The following is a 21,176-nucleotide window of genomic DNA, read 5'->3' as shown; positions in this document are numbered from 1 at the left end:
ATGCTTTTAAATAAATCTTACTCTCTCGTTCTCGTGGCTGCACTGAGCAGTGCTACGTTTAGTCCTTTCGTGTTTGCACAAGCTAATGATAGTGCGCAAGCGATTGATCATGCACAAGCTCTGACTCAAAAAATGAATAATACGGCGGCTAGTAGCCAGTATAAAATTGATAATAGCGCAGATCGTACTTTAAGCATGCAAGCAGAAATAGAGCGTCTGCAAGAAGAAGTCGACAACTTAGCTGTATATCGCGACCATCTTGCTAAATTAGTTAACAATCAAAACCAAGAATTAAATAGCTTAGATGAACAACTGCAAGGTATTAAAACGACTCGCCAAGGCATAGTACCTTTGATGTACAAAATGCTGACTGGTTTAGATGACATCATCAATACTGGCAAGCCAATTAAAAAAGAGCAACGCCTAGCGCGCTTAGCAAAATTAAATACCATGATGGCCCAGGCTGATGTGAGCGATGCAGAGAAATATCGTCGTATTTTAGAAGCGTACCAAATTGAAATCGACTATGGGACTAAGTTGGGTGTGTACCAAAGTAAAATTACACTTGCTTCATCAAATAAGACTATCACAGTTGATCTATTACACCTTGGGCGTATCGCATTTGTTGCGCGCAGTTTAGATAGCCAGAATTATTGGCAGTGGCATGACGAACGTAAGGTATGGGTAACGGTTTCTGAACAAACAAATGATATCGATAAAGCCTTCAAAATGGCGAATAAACAAATTGCACCCAGCTTAATTTCTCTTCCTGTGACCACTGCGCAACGTGTAGGTAATGCCCAATGAACTCTCGATTTTCAGTGAATAAAGCCAAACTATTTTTAACAAAGACATTGCTATTAAGCGCACTCACCGTTAGTGCATATCCTTTGACTGCTAATTCTGCAGAAGCTGCGGATACGCTGAAAAATGACGCGCAAGTCGTGAGTGAAAAATTACTCAAGGATACAAAACAAGATAATAAACAGCTTACAAAAGCGTTAACGCAACGAGAAGCTGGCTTTAAACTAACAGAACAAGAAATTAAACAGCAACGTCAGGCGTTATTAGCGCAACAACGTCAATTGCAAAATGAAACTGAAACGCTAAGCCAAGAGTTTACGCGTAACGAAGAAAAATTAGCGAAGCTAGAAACGGATTTACGGTTAGAAACCGGTAGTTTAGGTGAACTATTTGGTGTTGTACGTCAATCAGCAAAACAGTTAAATAGCGAAATTAGTACCGCAGTAACCGCGATTGATAGTGCAACGTTTGCGCCGATTGTAGTGGATGTGGTTGCAGCAAAAACCTTACCTTCAATGTTGCAGCTAACAGGACTGTGGTCAGCGTTATCAGAACAAATTAAAGCAAGTGGTGAAATCAAAACGGTGAATGTTGCTGAGAGTGATGGCGCAGGGCAATTAGCAGATAAACAAGCCGTGCGTATCGGTAGTATTGGACTCGTGGGTGAGAAAGGTTATCTCACTTGGAATGGTGAAAAACAAACTGCGACAGCTTACCTAAAGCAGCCAGAGAAAGGTCCTGTTGCGGCAGATCTTATCAATGCTGATGTAATCGGTAATATCCTTGTATTGGACCCATCGCGCGGTGTGATGCTAACGCAATTAGAAAATACCCCAACCTTAAAAGATCGTTTAGAAAATGGCGGTACAGTGGGCTACGTGATCATTTCATTGTTGATGGTTGGTTTGTTGATTGCACTGGTACAGGGCGTGAAGCTAATGCTTGCTCGACGTAAGATCCGACAACAACTAGCGAACCCTAGTCTGATAGGTGACAACCCATTAGGCCGTATTCTACAAGTATACGTAGATAGCAATGTTAAATCGGCATTACATAATAGCACCGAAGCGTTAGAACTGCGCTTGATGGAAGTCGTGGTCGATGAGCAACAAGGATTAGAGAAAGGCTTGTCGATGCTGAAATTGCTTGCTGCACTTGCACCTATGCTTGGCTTATTGGGGACAGTAACCGGCATGATTGAAACCTTCCAAGTGATAACGCAGTTTGGTAATGGCGATCCAAAAGTAATGGCCGGTGGTATTTCAATGGCACTGATCACGACGGTATTAGGTTTAGTTGCAGCAATGCCGTTATTACTTGCGCATAACATACTGAGTACGCAAGCCGATAATATTCGCGATATCTTAGAAAAGCAGGGCATTAGCTTAGTTGCAGAAGAAGCTGAAAAACTAGCTGTTGCAGCCGTTAATGACACGAACGTGACTCCTTTTACACAGCAAGTGGGCTAAGTTATGCATTTTGATATGACGTCAGTTGATTGGCTTGAAAGCGTCAATCAATTTATGCAACAGGGGGGACCAATACTGTATTGGCTTGCCGCTATTGTTATGTTGTGTTGGTTTTGCGTGATGGAACGGTTGTTGTATTTGTATTGTTATTTCCCTGCGTTACAAAGTGACTTGTTAGCACGTTGGCAAGTACGTTCAGAGCAAGGCTCATGGCATGCTCAAGCCATTCGGGCTGGTTGGTTGTTACAGGCACAGCAAGCATTGCAGCAAAACCTCAGCTTTTTGAAAGTGCTGGTGGCTATTTGCCCTATGTTAGGGCTGTTAGGCACAGTGACGGGCATGATTAGTGTGTTTGATGTTATGGCGACATTAGGTAGCAGTGAACCTAAGTTAATGGCAGCAGGGATTTCGTTAGCGACCTTGCCAACAATGGCGGGCATGGTTGCAGCACTTGCAGGTATGTTTGCTCATGCACGATTAACCAAAGCTTGTGATACACGATATAGCAGATTAGAAAAATTGTTAAGACTATCTATTAAGGAATGAATATGAGATTTAATCGTCGTTCAGCCGCGCGTGAAGATGCACAAATTGATATGACCTCGATGTTAGATATCGTGTTTATCATGCTGATATTTTTTATCGTAACAAGTTCATTTGTTCGTGAATCAGGTGTGGAAGTTAACCGTCCTCAGGCAAGTAATGTGGTTAGCCAAGCGGGTGCAGGTATCTTTATTGCCATTACCGCGAACAATGACATCTATATTGATAAACGTATGGTGGATGTTGAGCGTGTACAGGCAACATTAGAGCACTTGTTACTGTCTCAACCTGATGCCTCTTTAGTTATCCAAGCCGATGAACATGCGTTCAATGGCACTGTTGTTAAAGTGATGGATGCGGCGAATGGTGCGGGTGTGAGCGGTATCGCATTGGCGGTGGAGAAGTCTTAATGTTACGTTTTTTACTGGCTGTACCGCTGGCTTTAGCGATGACATTAGTTTTGTTCACCGTAATGGCATGGATGGTGGATAACGGCCATTCTGGTAAACCTGAAGAATCGACTGCACAAGCGTTCGACATTGTTATGGTCGATCAAGAGCGTGATGTTAACCGTCGTCAACGTGCGTTGCCCGAACAACCAAAAAATGCACCGCCACCCACAGACAGCATATCCGTTGCGAATGCAGAGGTTAAAGCGCTCGCATTACCTGATATGCCTGTACTTGGTATTGATATGGCCAGTATTGGTGTCGAAGTTGGCTTGCCTGCAATTGGTGAGTTTAGTGCTAACCAGCAAGCAATGCCTTTGTATCGTGTTGAACCGCGTTACCCATCACGCGCCATGAAACAAGGCGCACAGGGCTGGGTTAAACTGTCATTTACCATTGATACTTTGGGCCGTCCTATTGATATCAAAGTAATGGATGCGAAACCAAGACGTTTATTTGAAAAGTCGGCAATGAAAGCATTACGAAAATGGAAGTACCAACCCAAGTTGGAAGAGGGGAAAGCTATCATGCAAGTTAATCAGACGGTCACCTTGGAGTTTAAATTAGAACGATGATTCATTATTTAAATAAGCTGAAAAGCAGTTGGTTGTTTGTCCTGATGTGTTTTTTTACCTCATCTGTCTATGCTAATCAGCCACAGTTAACACAATTTATTGCGGGTAAGATCCAGGCCGCGCAAGCATTACAGCAGCAAGAACGCTATACAGATGCAATTGAGTTGTTAACTGAACTTACCCCGAGGCAAGCGTACGACCAAGCTTTTGTACAGCGGGTATTGGGTATCTTTCATTGGCAGCAAGAAAACACCGACCAAGCGGTTAAGTACTTATCATTGGCCGTTGAAAGTAAGTTATTACCAACGGAGCAGGCTTGGATTACGCAGCGTATGGTGGCGGATATTTTACTTAGTCAGCAAAAATACCAACAAGCGTTGCCGCATTACTATGTTCTTGTTAATACGGCTGCAAGCAGTGACAAAGAGAGCCATAAAGCGGTAACGAAACGCAAGAAAAAAGCATCAAATATTAAGACCAAAGAATTCACGGAGTTGTGGCTACGTATTGCCCAAACCCATTATCAGTTACATGAATGGGAGAAGGTACTCAGTGCGGTAGGGTCATATGAAGGTTTAAATACGCAAGGTGACCAAGTCCAGGCGCTGAATCTACAACTGACGGCGCAATCTCAATTGCAACGGTGGCCTGCTGCTATTGATACATTAGATCGTATTATTGCTGTTGAACCCGATAAGTTATTGTGGTGGCAACAGTTAGCAGGTTTGCAACTACGTACTTCACAGCCACAAGCGGCATTAACAACATTGATTTTAGCGCAGCGCCAAGGGTTCGCATTAAGTGTGCAAGAGCGCCGTACTCTGGCGCAACTATATGCACAGCAAGGTATTCCTGAACAGGCCGCACGTGAATTAAATTTGTTAGTAAAAGATATAACTGACAATGATAAACGACAAAAAATGTTAGTTGAGCAAGCGCAATATTGGCAGATGGCGAAAGAGTGGAACAAGGCCATTAGTACATGGCGTGATGTGGTTAACTTGTCTACAGATGATACTGCAGAATATCGCTGGCCATTAGCGCAATTGTTACTACAGCAGGGGCGTTATAAAGCTGCATTGGCAGAGTTAAATCACCCTCAAATTAAGCTGGATCGAAGTAAAAAGAAGCAAGCGGAAATTGAGCTCGCCAAAGTGAGAGCTTACTATAAACTTGCGCAATTTGATCGTGCGATTACCCATGCGAAGTTAGCCCAGCATATCGCCCCATCTGCAAGTGCGAAAGGCTGGATTAAGTACTTACAACAAGTACGTCAAATAAATAGTTAGTGCCTACTGTCTCGACTTACACTTGCCTGTTGTGATAGAAATGATTATTTACGTAATCGTTCTATTTATTTGTTAATGTCGGTATTATCGCCGGCATTCTTATTTACATCGTATGCTGTCGGTCACATTTTTAACTTATTATTCACATTTACAGCATCCAGCCGTTAGTACTTAAGTTCATATGGGGTAGAAGCAAATACCGCACTGTACCTGGTTGTTTTACGACCCAAACCTCTTATCTCTCATACTTCTTGATTTATCGTTCTCATGCTGTCCATTTATTGTTAGCCCTTTTTTTTAAATCGCAAATGTTAACCTTTTCTGCGGATGAATAAGGATTATTCATCGTCAAAATTAAATAAGGATATTTACCATGTTGAAGAAGTTACTTCTTGTCGTGACATTGATGAGTGGCAGTGGTCTTACTGTCGCACAACTTCAAGTCACCTCTGCGAGTTATGATAAAAATGTATTGGCTGTGATTAATGCTACAGATGGCGCTGTTGAGATAACTGTAGATGGTGAGGTGGTTCAGCTCGTTGATAGCAATTACATTATGCCGTGCTCACCGGTTTTAGGTTTTCCTAAAAAGGTGCAAGTAGCTGTTACTACTGCTGCTTATGACGAAGAAGTTACTTGCCCGGTATTTGTAACTATTGGGGAGACTGAATAATGAAAAAACTATTACTCGTAATGACACTCGGTGCACTATCTGGTTGTTTTGGTGAGTCTGATGGCACTAAAGAGCAGAGCTCTACAGTAATCAATGCTGATTTTTCTGCGGTAAAAGACAATCTAAAGGTTACCTTTACTAATACATCGACCAGTGCTGACATCCCAATAGACAGTTATTTGTGGGATTTCGGTGATGATTCAGTCAATAGTTTTGATATCAATCCAGTTTATACCTATGCAACGGCAGACACTTATAGTGTGCTACTTACTATAACGACTGAAGACGGAGGCACTGCTAGTGTGACTCGCGATGTCACTGTGGCTAAAACCTCAGGAGATCCAATCGCTGATTTTACGTATAGTTCTGAAGGCTTAACGGTAACGTTTATTGATAACTCCGCGGTTACCAATGACTCGATTGACAGCTACAGTTGGAATTTTGGTGATGCTGCACCCAGCAATACATCGACATTACCTTCACCTATCCATACGTTCACGGCATCAGGCAGTTACGATGTGACATTAAATGTTACTTCTGAACTTGGCAATAAAACGAGTACAGCGACTTATACTGTAACAGTATCGGATAATGTAATTGACCCTGTTAATCCAAAAGCTGGTTTCAGTGCAGCAGTGAATTACTTAGACGTCAGCTTTACAGATTTAACCAGTGTTGATAATGGCAGCATTGCTGATTATTTATGGGACTTTGGCGATAGCGCGTCATCAGCACTTGCTTCACCTACCCATCTTTATGCCGCGGGTGGTACTTATACGGTGAGACTCGATGTAACGGGGAGTGATGGTACAACGGCAAGTAATAGCAAAGAGGTTACCGCTTATGATCCTGCCGTTGAGCCTACCACACCTACGGTGAGCTTTACTTCTGATGCATTAGAGGCATCACCAAGTCTGACGGTTAACTTTTCGGCTGACGCAGCAAATGAAACAAGTCCCATTACTCGTTATGTATGGGATTTCGATAGCTTAGGCGCATCGACTACAGCTAATCCGACGTTCACATTTAACGATGCGGGTATATATACAATCGGCTTAACAGTGATTTCAGAAGAAGGAATTGAGAATAGTATTATACAGAGTGTTGAAGTATTCGCCCCTGTGATAGAACAGCCTGAATATATTGCCTGTCAGGTGACTTCAACCAGCACATTCGTAATCACTTCCAACCGTGATGAAGAGTTAGCAAGTTGTTTCACTAGTGATACAGCAATCCTAGATAAAAAACAGGCGGGGACTTGGTGTGCAGAACAAGTCGCGACTTATGTTACAGATATGTCTTTTTTACGTATTCGTCCGACATTAACGGCGAATGTATTAGAAACAGCGTGTCCATAAGTTAACCGTTTGGCCCTGTATTATCGAAACGATGATGCAGGGCTTTTCGTTTTACCTTTCTAACTTCTTAATAAAGCTAATAATGCTATTTCAATAAGCTGCGTATCATTGAGCTGCTTATATTTATCTTGTTGTTTCAATATTTCAAGCATATTTTTGTGTGTTTTACTGAGCTTGAGGTAGTGACTATTGGCATCTAAAGCGGCTAAATTTTGAGTTTGCAATGACTCGGTGATAATACGTAAATACGCAGGGCGTAGATGAGCGGCTAATATTTCTAAGTATTGTATAGGCTCGTTGCCTTGGTATTCTGTCACGGCTATTTGAATATCAATCGATACGTTATTATCGATAAAGATCTCATCGAGCTGTTTGGTTGCGATATCAGCAGTCACTTTACGACTGAGTTTACGTGCATCATCGTTAGAAATCGCTGGTGTTGTTGAAGTGTTTGTAGAATGAATCACGTAATTAGTACCTTTGAATGTTGTCATTACTATTATTTAATATCGTTTATTTGTTTCTGAAGGGCTGGGTTAGCATCCGCTGCACCTGACATTCCTTCGTGTCTCGAAAATAAGGTAAACCGATCTGCATTTGCTGATGGCCTAATTTGGGTTGTGCTTGATAACTGCCAAACAGATGATCCCACCACGGTAGACAAAAACCAAAATTATGATTGGTTTCGTGACCATTTACAGAATGATGAACACGGTGCATATCAGGCGTGACTAAAATGTAGCGTATATAGCGGTCAATCTTAGCTGGCAGCCTAATATTACTGTGATTAAACATGGCCGTCAGATTGAGCAACATTTCAAATAACACAACCGCTATCACGGGTACACCGAGTGCAATAATAACGGCAATCTTGATTAGCATAGATAAAACAATTTCTATGGGGTGAAAACGAATAGCTGTGGTGACATCAATATCAAGATCGCTATGGTGCATTCGGTGTAAACGCCATAGTACGGGGATATGATGGAATATCTTGTGTTGGAAATAAATGGCGGCATCAAGGAGCATGATCGAGACTATCATGATCAAAATTTGATTTGTCGAGCTTCCCAAACCGGCTAACGAAGACAGTCCCCATTGCTGTTGTTCGGCAAACATTGCGGCATCAATGGCGAGAAAAGGAACGAATAATTTAAGCACCAGGTTATTAACGAGTACCATCGCGAGGTTATTTCCCCAGCGTTGTGACTTAGATACCGTCAAAGGGCGCTTTGGTCGATAGTGTTCACTAATTGCTAATAAGATAAGCAAGCCGATAAAAGCGCTGACACGAAGTGTATTACCGTTAACGATAAGCCATTCACTCATATAGCACTCCTTATTATAATAGTTAATCGCCTTATTTTGCGGGATAATTGCTTTGTTGCCAAGCAGTATCGATAGTGGGTATTCGTGCAATACATCAAGTCAGCACTTGATGTATTGCACCCGCTAAGCTGTAAATCGCCTTAAGCGCTAAAAAGTACCCAGCTATACCCAATAAACATAATCAACAACACGGCACCTGAAAGGCGACCAAAACGGTAGTTCAGTTTACTGTCTGCTGCGATAGCTTTATCGGATTGTTGTTCTGGTGTCAAAGCTGAGCGACGTTTAGTCACCGCTATATAAGTCATGGTGAATGAGATAACCATGAATGCTGTCATGATAGATAACATTGGTACATCACGCGTTAAGACTTCAACTGGCAGTTGCAATCCATCACCAATTAATCCTGGGAATGCTAATACACCTAATAGGTTAAAGGTGTTTGAACCAATGACAGTCGCGAATGCAATTTCAGGCATACCACGGCGAACACCAGCGATAGCAGCGGCTAGTTCTGGTAAGCTCGTACCAAATGCAACAATCGTTAGACCAATCAACAAGTCGCTAACACCCATCGCTTTCGCAAGTTGTACACTACCCCAAACCATGATTTGTGAGCTGATTAATAGCATGATCAGCATGGCGATAGTTTCAACTAATGCTCGATTTTGGCTTACATCTAAAAACTCTAGCTCGTTCTCAACATCTTCCTCCGATGACGATTTAGCGAGGTATACGCAGTACAGTGCGAGTAATAGGATCAGTATAAGACTATCCCACATTGTAATAGAGCCATTGGACATTAACGCGATGACGGCGATAAGTGCGATAACTAGAATTGGTAATTCGCGTTTAATGAAGCGTACTTGAATAACAAGTGGCATAAACAGGGCACAAAGTGCCAGCACTAAACCACAGTTAATGATGTTGGAACCGATAGCATTACCGACAGCAAGACCTTCTGCACCATTAAATGACGCAATGGCGCTTACGACTAATTCTGGGAATGAAGTACCAAACGCAATGACGGTCATACCAATAAACATGACTGAAACACCAAACTGTTTGGCTAATGTTGATGATACTAAGATAAGACGGTCGGCACTTACGGTAAGTAAAATGAAGCCAACTAACACCGCGATGATGGGTAATAATAAAGACATAGGGTTCTCGTACGAGGGCATTTAGACATAAACAAGCGACACCCTGCCCTCGAAAGTAGGTGTTTACTTGTTCAAGTCTCATCAAACTTAGTTTCGGATTATTAATCTCGAACTAGATTGAATACACCATGACCTGTGGGTCAGTTATGTTGATGTACTCCCTCACTTGCGTGAAGCGACTACTCCCTCGAATAGATTGGCGCATTATAAGATAGAATCGGGTTAACGCAAGTAGAATATGTAATTTAATAACAGAATGATTTGAATCGTCTTGTGTTAGCGCTAATTTCTCAATTGTAAATTAATTTGAACAACGGCATGATCGGTACTTTCGCTATCACGTTCATAGATAGGGTTAATCAGGTGACGATCATACGTGTGGTAATCGCTGACTTCATAAAGGCTACGCTGATACTCTGCATTAAACTCACACGACAGTAAGATGTAATCTAATACTGAGCCTTTGTTGTAAAAGTAATGTGTCGCGGGACGGGGGAGTTGTGTACAACTGGGGACCGAGCCATTTGTTGCATGCTGATATAAATGCCAACTGTCTTGTAAGCTAAATAGTTTAACAATATTTTGTGCTTGTTGATCTGAATTGAAACGTAATGTATTCATCGTTAGGTGCGATAATATCCCATCGCGGTCATTATCTAATACGTCGTTAAAGTCACCCATTAACATCATTGGATTGTTAGTCGCTAGTCGACGTTGGATCATTTGTTGAAATAGTAAAGCAGCTTCTGAACCGCGTTGCATTGATGAGCCCCAACTTCCGCACATCTGCTTGGTAAAAGCATCAAGCACAGCTTTGGTTGTCGCCAGTTCACTATCTTCACTTTCTAGCATTGGCCGTTTAGATTTAAAGTGCACAACGTAGCAATCCGTTGTGCCAAGGTGTGGCAGTTCAATACTGGCGCGCAGTGGTTTACGGCTAAATTGATATTCTGATGATAATCCCATGCTAACGGCAAGATCACTCTCGGGCATAACTGCTGCGATATCTATTATCGGGTAGCGTGATGCGATAGCGACTACAGGGCTGCGGAAAATATAGTCTTCGATAATATCGGCGCTATCGACGACTTCAAAATACGGGTAATCACATTCAGCCACTAATGCTTTTAAAGAGTCAGGACTAAACACTTCTTGAAAGCCGATGATATCAGGCTGATGCACGGAAAGATAATCACGTATCCACGTCTGCTTTTTTTGCCATTGTTGCTCGTCATAGATTCGATCAAAGTCATAACAAGCAAACGGAGGTTCAATGTAGTTGAAAAGATTAAAGGTGGCGATTTTTAGCATAGGTAAGGAATACCATGAAATAGAAAGTAACAACTATGTTATAACAAGCTTAGGAGCATGGGGCAAGTTTGGTCATCGTGATTCAGGATTTTGTTGCTTTCACTTGAAGCTAAGCAGTGTGTTGTTTATAAATCGAGCACCTATTAAGCATAACGATTATATGTATCAAACATGTGACAATTATCACTTTATGGGGGCTCTCGCTGCATTATGATTACGTCTTAATTTTTACCGTTATTTTAATATCGTTATATCATTTTTATTATAATGGTTTTCTCCGGTTTTAAGGAATATGTTATGACTACTGCAAATGTTTTTCACCTTGGCGTCAACAAGTTAGATTTGAAAGGTGCCGAATTGGCAATCATTCCTGGTGATCCTGCGCGTGTCGAAAAGATCGCACTGCAAATGGAAAACCCACAGTTTTTAGCAAGTCATCGTGAATACACTGTTTATTTAGCAGAATTAGAGGGCAAGAAGGTAGTTGTATGTTCAACTGGTATTGGTGGCCCTTCGACATCGATCGCTGTTGAAGAACTTGCTCAGCTAGGCGTGACAACATTCTTACGAGTGGGTACTACTGGTGCAATTCAAGAGCACATTAATGTTGGCGATATGATTGTGACGACGGCATCTGTACGCCTTGATGGCGCTAGTTCGCATTTTGCACCAATGGAATTCCCAGCGGTTGCTGACTTTGCTGTTGCAACAGAAATGAAAGCTGCCGTTGATGCAGAGGGCATTAAAGTGCACATGGGCGTAACCGCATCAAGTGATACTTTCTACCCTGGCCAAGAACGCTATGACACATTCTCGGGTCGTGTTACTCGTCGCTTCCAAGGTTCAATGCAAGAGTGGCAAGAAATGGGTGTTCTGAACTTTGAAATGGAATCAGCAACTCTCTTTACCATGTGTGCAAGTCAAGGTTTAAGAGCTGGTTGTGTTGCTGGTGTTATCCTTAACCGTACGCAAAAAGAGATCCCAGATCAAGCTTCGATGAAAGCGGTAGAAACATCATCAATTAAAGTTGTAGTCGATGCTGCACGTCGTATGTTGACTGTATAAGAGTCGAATTAATTAAATTTAGAGCCAGACTACTTAGGTAGGTCTGGCTTTTTTATACCTAACTTGCAGATGCAAAATAAACAGCTTTATCGCCAGCAGACCACTGTAGATATTTGTACATAATATCAGTAAACAGAGGTGAGCTTGTGTGTTGTGTTAGCCATGTGCGTAATTTTGGGAAGGGGGACTGTGAAAACCAATCTTTGTCCACACTTGCAAATTGGCGGATGAAAGGAAAAATGGCAATATCAGCCAAGCTAATTTCTTCGTCAATAAGGTTACTGTGTAATGCTAGCAGGAGCTCTAACTGATTCAGGAAATGGCAGCCTTGTTCGCGATACACTGCTTCAGTATATTCTGGATGGCGATCCGCGTATTTATATTTGTCTAAAATGGCTTTAAATTCGTTATCGTTTTCATCGATCAGTAAGGTGATCTGTTTTTGTAATTGGGGCTGATTCTTACGAAGCCAATTATTACTGTCGTTTTGTGATAGCGCCCACTGCATAATATCGCGACTTTCATCAATAATCTGTTTGTCGTTCGTGACAAGAACAGGCACTGTTCCTTTTGGAGAATAAGCTAACAAGCTTGTTGGTTTATCTTTTAAAACAACTTCTCTTAGCTCAACTTCAACTTGGCTATAACGAATAGCTAGTCGTGCTCTCATTGCATATGGGCAACGTCGGAATGAATAGAAAACAGCAGGGTGGTTAGCTCTCATAAATAGGTTCCAGCATCAAATGTTTAAGGTCAATAACGTAAGATATCTCGATTTATTTACAGTATCAAATACTCACGTGAACATATATTAAAATGATGGATTAATTAGTTTGATATATCCGCCATTATCATTTTTATGTGTGTTAATATTGCCGTGTTAACTGATATTAATTAAGGTTTTACATTAAAATGAAAGATGAAATTGGCTTTTCATTGATTGAATTAACGTTTGTTATTGTAATTCTTTCTGTCCTCGCAATGTTCGCCATACCTGAATATACAAAGACACACCGAGAAGCTAAAATTGCAGTGCTTAATGATATGCGTGGCAAGTTGAATAATGCGGTCGATAATTTAAAGACAGCCTCAAATATCGATTCGCGAAAACAAACGCTTCCAAATGGACTAACCTTTATTCAATACGATACTCTTAAAAGCTACCGGGTGTCAGGTCAATTACTCTATCCAACAGAAATATGCCATATTTTAGGTTTAACGACACGCCCGCTTGTAGAAGGAGTTGAGGCGGACTCTATCGATGCCAGTTATACCTGCAAAAATGAAAATAAAAGTTATTCTTGGGTCAAGATGAATAAACTTGAATCGACAGAGTGCACGTTATCTTATAGGGCTAGATATAATGAAGACATTATCACATCTGTAGACATTAAACTTGTCGGAGAATGCCTAGAATAGTGAACCCTTGTTTGTAGCGTAGATAAACAGCACAATGTTTAGTATTTAACGCTGAGCCCTTACTTTCTAAACTTTCGTTTTTTTGTTTCATTCGAAAGCGGCTTGGGGTTTTATTCGAGATAGATTTTTACTTAAGTGCCTATTTTTAGGTATTTAAGTGATATATTGCTGAAACCATTTTAGTTTTCGATCATTTTGAGTGATAATGCCGCGCCTTAGTCTGTTATCTGTGCGTAGTACAAACGGACTAAAGCCATATATTCTAATCTTGTCGATAAAATCTTTAGGAAATAAAACCATGGTAAAACCTGAGAATAACAGTATTGTCATTTTTGGTGCTTCGGGTGATTTAACAAAACGAAAGCTACTTCCCGCGCTTTATCACCTTTATGTCAATGAACTGTTACCTGAAGATTTTTCTATTTTGGGTGCGAGTAAAACTGCATATACGGATGATTTATTCCGTGAAAAAGTAACTAATGATTTGATCAAAGGTGAAGGCGTTAATAAGCAACAAGCTGAAGATTTCTGTAAGCATTTATACTATATCTCGATGGATATGACCGATGCTGATAGTTATGGTGCTTTTAAAGCGCGCTTAGACACATTATCTGAGACGCATAATACGGTTGGTAATGCTATTTATTATATGGCCACACCTCCGAGTTTATACGCAGCAATCTCATCTAATTTAGCAAAATATAAATTGAATAAAGACCGTGATGGCTGGAAAAGATTAATCGTTGAAAAGCCATTTGGCTATGACCTTAAGTCGGCAAACGAGTTGGATTCGCATCTACATACTTGTTTCCGTGAACGTCAGGTTTACCGTATTGATCATTACCTAGGTAAAGAAACTGTTCAAAACTTATTGGTATACCGCTTCTCTAACGGCTTATTCGAACCGCTTTGGAACCGTAGCTTTATAGACTATGTTGAAATTACGGCCGCTGAAAGCTTAGGCGTAGAAGAGCGTGGTGGTTACTACGATCACTCTGGTGCAGTACGCGACATGCTGCAAAACCACTTGTTGCAAGTATTAGCACTTGTTGCGATGGAACCACCTGCGGTAATTAACGCGGATGCAATGCGTAACGAAGTTGTTAAAGTGATCCAAAGTTTACGCCCACTTGAAGAGCAAGACTTACGCGATAACCTTGTATTAGGCCAGTACACGAAGAATGTTGTGAATGGCGAAGAATTGCTTGGCTACCGTAGTGAAAATGACGTAGATGAAGACTCTCGTACACCTACGTATGTTGGCATGAAGATGATGATTGATAATTGGCGTTGGAACGGTGTGCCTTTCTATGTACGTACCGGTAAACGTATGCCAGAACGTTTAACCGAAATTGTTGTTCACTTTAAGAAAACACCACATCCAGTTTTTGGTCTGAATGCACCAGAGAATAAAATGATTTTACGCATTCAGCCAAACGAATCAATTCAGATGGACTTCGGTTTGAAAAAACCAGGTGCAGGCTTCACCGCTCAACAAGTATCAATGAGTTTTGATTATAATAGCTTGGAAGAGAATAACCTACTCACTGCTTATGAACGTTTACTGCTAGATTGTATGAAGGGCGATGCAACACTATTTGCTCGTTCTGATGCGGTTAAAGCATGTTGGGAATACGTACAACCAATTTTAGACTATAAAAAAGAAGCGAAATCTTTATTTGGTTATAAGTGTGGTACTTGGGGTCCGAACAAAGCCGATGAAATGTTAGAGAAAGATGGCCGTGAGTGGCGCTTTTCTAGCGAAGAAGTGATTAATTAATTTAAACTTTAGAAGTGGAACTATGATGGATTATCGTACTTTTGAAACACCTCAACAAGTTGTTGAGTCTTTAGCTAATTCGCTCGTTGAATACAGTAAACAAGATAAGCCTGTGCATATCTCGTTATCAGGTGGCAGTACACCAAAACTTCTATTCAAAGTATTAGCAAAGGCACCCTTTGCTACAAGTATTGAATGGGGAAACTTGCATTTCTGGTGGGGTGATGAACGTTGCGTAGCACCTGATAATGCTGAAAGTAACTTTGGTGAAGCTCAAACGTTATTATTTTCTCAAGTTGCATTACCTGCTGAGAATATTCACCGTATTTTAGGTGAAGATGCGCCAGAGCAAGAAGTTATTCGTTTTGCACAAGAAATGAAAGCATGTATTCCTGCTAAAAATGGACTGCCTTGTTTTGATTGGATCTTGCTTGGTATGGGGGGCGATGGACATACTGCATCATTATTCCCAGGCCAGACTGATTATAATGATCAACATATTGCAATTATTGCGCAGCACCCAGAATCAGGACAGTATCGTATTTCTAAAACTGCACGTCTATTAGCAAATGCAAAGCGTATTAGCTATTTAGTGATGGGTGAAGGTAAAGCACAAGTGATCAAGCAAATTCATGATAATGATGATGCCGCACTTGCATACCCAGCAGCACAAGTAAAAGCCAGTCTAGGTAAAACTGAGTGGTTTCTAGATGCGGATGCAGCTAGATTAATTAACGGTTAATCCTTATAAGTAATTTCGATAGCTCACTGAGCTTAGAGTAAAAGACCTGTTAGTTTATACTAACAGGTCTTTTTTTGTTCGTTTGTTTGTTTTTTATACTCACCTTAAATATTTAATTCCCCATTAAATTATCCTAAACGGCTTTTAAAAGATCATATAAAATTCAGCTGATATTAGTTTGAGTTGTACTTAGATCGTTTCTTAAAAAGCTATTTAAGTGGCTTGTGTGGCGGTTTTTGTTTCCATTCTGTGTTGTTTTATATTTTTGATAGGTTTTATCACTGTTTTAGCGCTGTTTGTTAGCCATTTATGGCTATTTTTTAGAACTGAGTTTGATATTTATATGTGTGATTTTTTATTATTATGTGTCATATTACTTGTCATATTATGTCGAGTTAGACGGAGGCGGTAGCAGTAGTAAAGCGTCTTAATAGCATAAAATGTAATTATGCTTTAATTTATATAAATTGATAATACTGAAATATCTTCATTCTATATTGGGTGTAATAAATATCATTGCATTGAGCTTACCCCTTATAAATGAAAATGTTGATATAAAGGAAAAATATGAACAACACACAAGAATCATTTTTATCTAGTTTCTTTAAACTAGAATCAGCGGGCGGCATTATCTTAATGTTCTCAGCTGTATTAGCTATGGTTTTAGCTAATAGCCCTGCACAAGATCTATATGCGTTATTTCTGGAAATTCCAGTAGAGATCAAGCTTGGCGGTTTAGAGATAGCGAAACCATTATTACTTTGGATTAATGATGGTTTAATGGCGGTGTTCTTCTTTTTAGTTGGACTTGAGCTAAAAAGAGAATTAGTCGAAGGGGAGTTATCTGATCCTCGAAATATTATATTGCCGGGTGTCGGTGCTATCGGTGGTATGTTATTCCCAGCGCTTATCTATGTTTACTTTAATATGGATGATCCTGCAGCGTTAAGTGGTTGGGCTATCCCAGCGGCAACAGATATTGCATTTGCGTTAGGTATCTTGAGTCTATTAGGTTCTCGAGTGCCTGTCAGCTTGAAAATATTCTTAACATCGCTCGCTATTTTTGATGATATTGGTGCGATTTTAATTATTGCTTTCTTTTATACATCGAAGATTTCAATTTCGGCGCTTATTGTTACGGCATTATGTATTCCTGTGTTGGCCTATTTCAATAAACGTAATGTTGATTCAAAAGCATTGTATATCATCGTTGGTATAGTCATGTGGGTTGCTATGCTGAAATCTGGTGTTCATGCGACATTGGCTGGTGTTATTCTTGCGCTGTTTATTCCGATGCAGTCAAAAGATAAGTCACATTCACCACTGAAGTCGATGGAACATGGCCTACACTTTGTTGTTGCATTTGTTATTTTGCCTATATTTGCCTTTGCGAATGCTGGTATTAATTTATCAGGTATTGGTCTAGATCAAATTTTACACCCTGTACCTATGGGTATTGCGTTAGGTTTATTCTTTGGTAAACAGATAGGTATCTTTGGTTTATGCTGGCTAGCAATTAAATGTAAAATTGCACAAATGCCAAAAGGTATGAACTGGTGTTCTTTATACAGTACAGCCATTCTATGTGGTGTTGGTTTTACTATGAGTTTGTTCATTGGTTCATTAGCCTTTGGGGATACAGGTATAAACCCATTATTTGATGAGCGCCTTGGTATTATCTTGGGTTCATTACTGTCTGGTATTGTTGGTTTCTTCCTGTTGAAATCATGCCTATCCAAGCAAGGGGAGGTCGCTAAATAACGTAGCGTTCACCTTGTAATTTAACAAAAAAGCATCCTTGATTGGGTGCTTTTTTATAGCTGGCTTGTACAGTGTTTTTTTTAATTTTTACACTCATAAGTCCAGTGGCTTATATTCGAAGATTAGTTATTTATCAGTTGAATATATTGATTAAACAAGCTAATTTAAGGGTTCAAAATGTAGTTACTAATCAGAGAGCGTAGTCTTGAGTACAATTAAATCGATATTTGAACGTAATCGCGCATGGTCAGAACAGATTAATGAACAGTTCCCCGACTTTTTTGAACAACTTTCTAAGCAACAATCACCTGACTATCTCTGGATCGGCTGTTCCGATAGTCGCGTACCAGCAAACCAGATCATGGCACTGCCTCCGGGGGAGGTTTTCGTGCATCGTAACATTGCTAATATTGTTGTGCATACAGACTTAAATTGTTTATCTGTGATCCAGTACGCGGTTGAGGTGCTTAAAGTTAAGCATATTATTGTGTGTGGACATTATGGTTGTGGTGGTGTTAAGGCCGCTATGGGCGATGAGCAGCATGGTTTAATTGATAATTGGTTACGTCATATTAAAGATGTCGAACGCTTCCACATGGACGACTTAAAGGATGTCAGTGAAGAAGATAAAATTGACCGTATGTGTGAATTAAACGTTGTAGAGCAGGTTAGGAATGTCTGTAATACCACCATTGTGAAGCGAGCTTGGCGCAAGGGAGAGGAGTTAACGATTCATGGTTGGATTTTTAATATCAGTAATGGTGTATTGAAAAGCTTAACTGAGAGTATTAATTCGAGAGAGAAGCAATTAGAAGTTATTGTTAAATAGTTTCAGTATTTAAGCGTGTAGTTATAGAGATAAAAAAAGCCAATGAGATATCTCATTGGCTTTTTTAGTACCTAAGTATAAATCACATAAGGAGTCATAAATTTTAGGTAATAAAAAAGGTGAACTAAGTTCACCTTTTTTGATAACTGTTTAACCTATTAATAGTAAACTATTAAGAAAGAGGTTTAACGTTCTCAGCTTGTGGACCTTTTTGGCCTTGACCTACTGTGAATTCAACTTTCTGACCGTCAGTAAGTACTTTAAAGCCATCAACTAAGATAGAGCTGAAATGTACGAATACATCTGGGCCATTTTCTTGCTCGATGAAACCGAAACCTTTAGCTTCGTTGAAGAATTTTACTTTACCGATTACTGTATTAGACATATTAAAAACCCTGTATATATATACGTTATTAAAAAAATTGTTAAAAAACCAGGGTGTAACTTATATAAACAATACAAAACACAATAATCAATACAAGTATTAACTAAAGCTTATTCTACCGATATAAACTAGCCTAATTTCTTAAGACGAATTATACATGGTTAAAGGCTCATAGCAATACACCCGCTCGTTATTTTTATGAAATTGTTGTTTTCATTAACAAAATCATTATTCCTAAGGCATACTTGATGTCTTTTTAGGCGTTGAAACACTGATTTCGTGCAATATACGGTCATATTACACCCAGTTTATATTTTGATCTAGTTTTGCAGTGGATTTAGAATTGTAGTTATTGATTATTGCTAATGTAGCTGTGTTTAAACTACAGGGTATAATTTATAAGCTTTTGATATGAAAGGTTTATATCTGGTCTGGGTATAGGTGATTTGGATTGCTTTTTGGCAGAGAATAGACATTTATTAAATGGATTTAAGGAGTGATTATGAGTAAGAGTGTGCGTAGACAGTGGTTTTTTAGCCAAAAGAAAGTAGTACAACGCTTCATTAATAAATAATAGGCCAGAGATTTAAAGTCTATTTCTTAATGAGTAGATAACCTACTCTAAAAACTGTCAGTAAATAGGCTTATTTACTGACAACATGTTATTTTATTTATCAATTAAGCCGCGTATTCTTCTTCTACACGCGCAATGTATTTTTCCATCGCTTGCTCTGTCGTTAAACCGCGTAACTTATCCCATGCCGTCCACTTAGCGAAAGCAACCATATCAAAAATAGATGGTTTCTTTGTTGCGACATCACCTTCAGTTGCTTGCTTAAATAATGAGTAAAACTCTAATTTTAATTCTTGAGAAGGTTTTTTCTTTGCTGTGCCATTTTGAACTTGCTCTACTGTTGCTTCGAATTTAACGCGTAGGTCTGTCATTCTATATTCCTTTATCTAATTGTTGAATCAATAAGTACTTAAATATCATTACAACTAGCAACGCTGTAATGCACCTACTAATGAGTAGTTAAGTCACAATTCGAATATTACATTTATTTTTGTATTAATACACTCTTTAATTTCAATTTTAGGTATGAAATTAAATAATGAAAAATCCTTATGTTTCAAACTAGTAACTATTATATAAGTATGAACCTTCTAAATTAGATGATCATTATACTGCAAAAATGATAACTCGAAGAATCTTCTAAATATTGATGTAGCGTATGAACGCTAGGGTTTTAGGTTAAAAACCAGTAATTAAGCTTGATATATATGGAATAATATATATCATTACCCATTTGTAGTTATGACCATTTGGGTGTTAGGGATATATTTATCTTTAAATACTAGAGATGGAGTGACGCTAAACTCATTTATTGTAAATTAAGATATGATCGGACAACAATCGAAGAGCCAGATAACATTATCAGAGGCAGTATTGCACAACCTAACAACCTTACAACGTTGCTCGATGTGCACTTTCGCGCTTTTAGTGATGAGTACCATTGTGTTTACCGAAAAAACGAACATAGCATCGTTTTTTTTCGCGAGCTTACCGATTGGACTTGGTTTAACAAGTAACTTTATTACACCTTTAGTTACTTTAGGTTTATTGGCGCTATCCAGTGCGGCTTATTTTGGTATTGTTTACGCGACTAAGATGCCAATACCGCGGCGGCAAGATACGAATAGTTCAGGTTTTTTATCTGAAGTACGCGTTACCTTTGTATTTGGCGCTTGCTTTGGTTTATTAACCGCTATTTTATGTAGTTTGATCTTTGTGATTGCAGAGCCGCATTTACCGCAGGCATTCCTTAAATATCATCAAATATTTGGTTCGTTAGATATTGCTTTGATTTCACTTACAGGAGCAGTTCTAAATGCCTTATATTTAGGTTTATTTATGTTACCGCTATCTCTTTTTCTCTCTCGATTGTTTGAGCGAGTCGAGAGCGTGACGCCGATTAAATTAACGACTCGAATTATTCTTACGTCATCACTTATCGCCTCGCTATTTGTCGCATTTATAATTGTTGTCATCACATCCAGCCTCTCAATAAATCTCATCTTGTTTAGTGTCACAATAACTGTGATTACATCCACAGCTTTAGGTTTACTATATTGGTTTGTAGGGTTGGAGGCGAGCATCATTGGCAATATGGTATATTGCTTATTAGTGTCTTATCTGGCAAATTTATTCTTATAATCTAGCGCGATTAACAG

At 39.6% G+C, this 21,176-nt stretch carries 22 protein-coding genes and 1 riboswitch; of the genes, 15 read left to right on the top strand and 7 right to left on the bottom strand.

What is annotated here, in order from left to right:
• From HWV02_RS14725 to HWV02_RS14690, 8 genes are all read left to right on the top strand, one after another.
• Positions 1 to 807, top strand: coding sequence for a DUF3450 domain-containing protein (locus HWV02_RS14725; protein ID WP_211676523.1), 807 nt, complete (start codon positions 1 to 3; stop codon positions 805 to 807).
• Positions 804 to 2,273, top strand: a complete 1,470-nt coding sequence (locus HWV02_RS14720; RefSeq protein WP_211688423.1) for a MotA/TolQ/ExbB proton channel family protein — start codon at positions 804 to 806, stop codon at positions 2,271 to 2,273. The genes HWV02_RS14725 and HWV02_RS14720 overlap by 4 nt, the downstream gene beginning before the upstream one ends.
• A gap of 3 nt (positions 2,274 to 2,276) precedes the next feature.
• Complete coding sequence (locus HWV02_RS14715; RefSeq protein ID WP_211676521.1) at positions 2,277 to 2,819, top strand: MotA/TolQ/ExbB proton channel family protein; 543 nt, start codon at positions 2,277 to 2,279, stop codon at positions 2,817 to 2,819.
• A 2-nt stretch (positions 2,820 to 2,821) separates the two neighbouring features.
• Positions 2,822 to 3,226 carry a biopolymer transporter ExbD gene (locus HWV02_RS14710; RefSeq protein WP_211676520.1) on the top strand — a complete coding sequence of 135 codons (405 nt, stop codon included), beginning with the start codon at positions 2,822 to 2,824 and terminating at the stop codon, positions 3,224 to 3,226.
• Positions 3,226 to 3,840, top strand: a complete 615-nt coding sequence (locus HWV02_RS14705; RefSeq protein ID WP_211676519.1) for an energy transducer TonB — start codon at positions 3,226 to 3,228, stop codon at positions 3,838 to 3,840. The genes HWV02_RS14710 and HWV02_RS14705 overlap by 1 nt, the downstream gene beginning before the upstream one ends.
• 44 nt (positions 3,841 to 3,884) lie before the next feature.
• On the top strand, positions 3,885 to 5,129 hold the full coding sequence (locus HWV02_RS14700) for a lipopolysaccharide assembly protein LapB (RefSeq protein ID WP_255550353.1): 1,245 nt from the start codon (positions 3,885 to 3,887) through the stop codon (positions 5,127 to 5,129).
• 373 nt (positions 5,130 to 5,502) lie between these two features.
• Positions 5,503 to 5,802 carry a hypothetical protein gene (locus HWV02_RS14695; RefSeq protein WP_211676517.1) on the top strand — a complete coding sequence of 100 codons (300 nt, stop codon included), beginning with the start codon at positions 5,503 to 5,505 and terminating at the stop codon, positions 5,800 to 5,802.
• On the top strand, positions 5,802 to 7,160 hold the full coding sequence (locus HWV02_RS14690) for a PKD domain-containing protein (protein ID WP_211688419.1): 1,359 nt from the start codon (positions 5,802 to 5,804) through the stop codon (positions 7,158 to 7,160). Before HWV02_RS14695 ends, HWV02_RS14690 begins: the two co-directional genes overlap by 1 nt.
• 59 nt (positions 7,161 to 7,219) lie before the next feature.
• Here the strand turns inward: HWV02_RS14690 and HWV02_RS14685 are convergent, their stop codons facing one another.
• The 4 genes from HWV02_RS14685 to HWV02_RS14670 all read right to left on the bottom strand — a co-directional run bounded on the left by HWV02_RS14685 (position 7,220) and on the right by HWV02_RS14670 (position 10,963).
• On the bottom strand, positions 7,220 to 7,627 hold the full coding sequence (locus HWV02_RS14685) for a hypothetical protein (protein ID WP_255550352.1): 408 nt from the start codon (positions 7,625 to 7,627) through the stop codon (positions 7,220 to 7,222).
• Between the two features lie 46 nt (positions 7,628 to 7,673).
• Positions 7,674 to 8,489, bottom strand: a complete 816-nt coding sequence (locus tag HWV02_RS14680; protein ID WP_211688417.1) for a sterol desaturase family protein — start codon at positions 8,487 to 8,489, stop codon at positions 7,674 to 7,676.
• A 140-nt stretch (positions 8,490 to 8,629) separates the two neighbouring features.
• Positions 8,630 to 9,652 (bottom strand): calcium/sodium antiporter, encoded by a 1,023-nt coding sequence (locus HWV02_RS14675; protein ID WP_211688415.1) that lies wholly within the window; start codon positions 9,650 to 9,652, stop codon positions 8,630 to 8,632.
• A gap of 103 nt (positions 9,653 to 9,755) precedes the next feature.
• Positions 9,756 to 9,839: riboswitch (yybP-ykoY riboswitch) on the bottom strand.
• 95 nt (positions 9,840 to 9,934) lie between these two features.
• Positions 9,935 to 10,963: an endonuclease/exonuclease/phosphatase family protein gene (locus HWV02_RS14670; RefSeq protein ID WP_211688413.1), complete on the bottom strand. Its 1,029-nt coding sequence runs from the start codon at positions 10,961 to 10,963 to the stop codon at positions 9,935 to 9,937.
• Between the two features lie 297 nt (positions 10,964 to 11,260).
• Between HWV02_RS14670 and udp the strand changes: the two genes are divergently transcribed.
• A complete protein-coding gene (udp, locus tag HWV02_RS14665) occupies positions 11,261 to 12,028 on the top strand; it encodes a uridine phosphorylase (RefSeq protein ID WP_211688412.1) in 768 nt (255 codons plus the stop codon).
• Positions 12,029 to 12,086: 58 nt separating this feature from the next.
• Here the strand turns inward: udp and HWV02_RS14660 are convergent, their stop codons facing one another.
• Positions 12,087 to 12,752, bottom strand: a complete 666-nt coding sequence (locus HWV02_RS14660) for a glutathione S-transferase (protein WP_211688410.1) — start codon at positions 12,750 to 12,752, stop codon at positions 12,087 to 12,089.
• Between the two features lie 188 nt (positions 12,753 to 12,940).
• Between HWV02_RS14660 and HWV02_RS14655 the strand changes: the two genes are divergently transcribed.
• The 5 genes from HWV02_RS14655 (at position 12,941) to can (ending at position 18,559) form a co-directional block, all read left to right on the top strand.
• Entirely contained in the window at positions 12,941 to 13,447 is a 507-nt protein-coding gene (locus HWV02_RS14655) for a type II secretion system protein (protein ID WP_211676510.1), read from the top strand.
• A 298-nt stretch (positions 13,448 to 13,745) separates the two neighbouring features.
• Positions 13,746 to 15,227, top strand: coding sequence for a glucose-6-phosphate dehydrogenase (gene zwf, locus HWV02_RS14650; RefSeq protein ID WP_211676509.1), 1,482 nt, complete (start codon positions 13,746 to 13,748; stop codon positions 15,225 to 15,227).
• 22 nt (positions 15,228 to 15,249) lie between these two features.
• Positions 15,250 to 15,969 carry a 6-phosphogluconolactonase gene (gene pgl / locus HWV02_RS14645; RefSeq protein ID WP_255546830.1) on the top strand — a complete coding sequence of 240 codons (720 nt, stop codon included), beginning with the start codon at positions 15,250 to 15,252 and terminating at the stop codon, positions 15,967 to 15,969.
• A gap of 567 nt (positions 15,970 to 16,536) precedes the next feature.
• Complete coding sequence (nhaA, locus tag HWV02_RS14640) at positions 16,537 to 17,730, top strand: Na+/H+ antiporter NhaA (RefSeq protein WP_211688408.1); 1,194 nt, start codon at positions 16,537 to 16,539, stop codon at positions 17,728 to 17,730.
• Positions 17,731 to 17,935: 205 nt separating this feature from the next.
• Positions 17,936 to 18,559 (top strand): carbonate dehydratase, encoded by a 624-nt coding sequence (gene can, locus HWV02_RS14635; protein WP_211688407.1) that lies wholly within the window; start codon positions 17,936 to 17,938, stop codon positions 18,557 to 18,559.
• Positions 18,560 to 18,731: 172 nt separating this feature from the next.
• Here can and HWV02_RS14630 read toward each other — a convergent pair whose 3' ends face one another.
• Positions 18,732 to 18,944: a cold-shock protein gene (locus tag HWV02_RS14630; protein WP_211676506.1), complete on the bottom strand. Its 213-nt coding sequence runs from the start codon at positions 18,942 to 18,944 to the stop codon at positions 18,732 to 18,734.
• Between the two features lie 678 nt (positions 18,945 to 19,622).
• Positions 19,623 to 19,889, bottom strand: a complete 267-nt coding sequence (locus tag HWV02_RS14625; protein WP_211676505.1) for an acyl-CoA-binding protein — start codon at positions 19,887 to 19,889, stop codon at positions 19,623 to 19,625.
• 454 nt (positions 19,890 to 20,343) lie between these two features.
• Here HWV02_RS14625 and HWV02_RS14620 point away from each other — a divergent pair, with 454 nt between their 5' ends.
• On the top strand, positions 20,344 to 21,159 hold the full coding sequence (locus tag HWV02_RS14620; protein WP_211688405.1) for a hypothetical protein: 816 nt from the start codon (positions 20,344 to 20,346) through the stop codon (positions 21,157 to 21,159).
• The last annotated feature ends 17 nt before the right edge of the window (positions 21,160 to 21,176 follow it).

The sequence above is a fragment of the Moritella sp. 28 genome (assembly GCF_018219435.1).
Taxonomy (GTDB): Bacteria; Pseudomonadota; Gammaproteobacteria; order Enterobacterales; family Moritellaceae; genus Moritella.
Note: the sequence above shows the minus strand (reverse complement) of the source record. Positions and strands in the feature narration are given on the sequence as shown.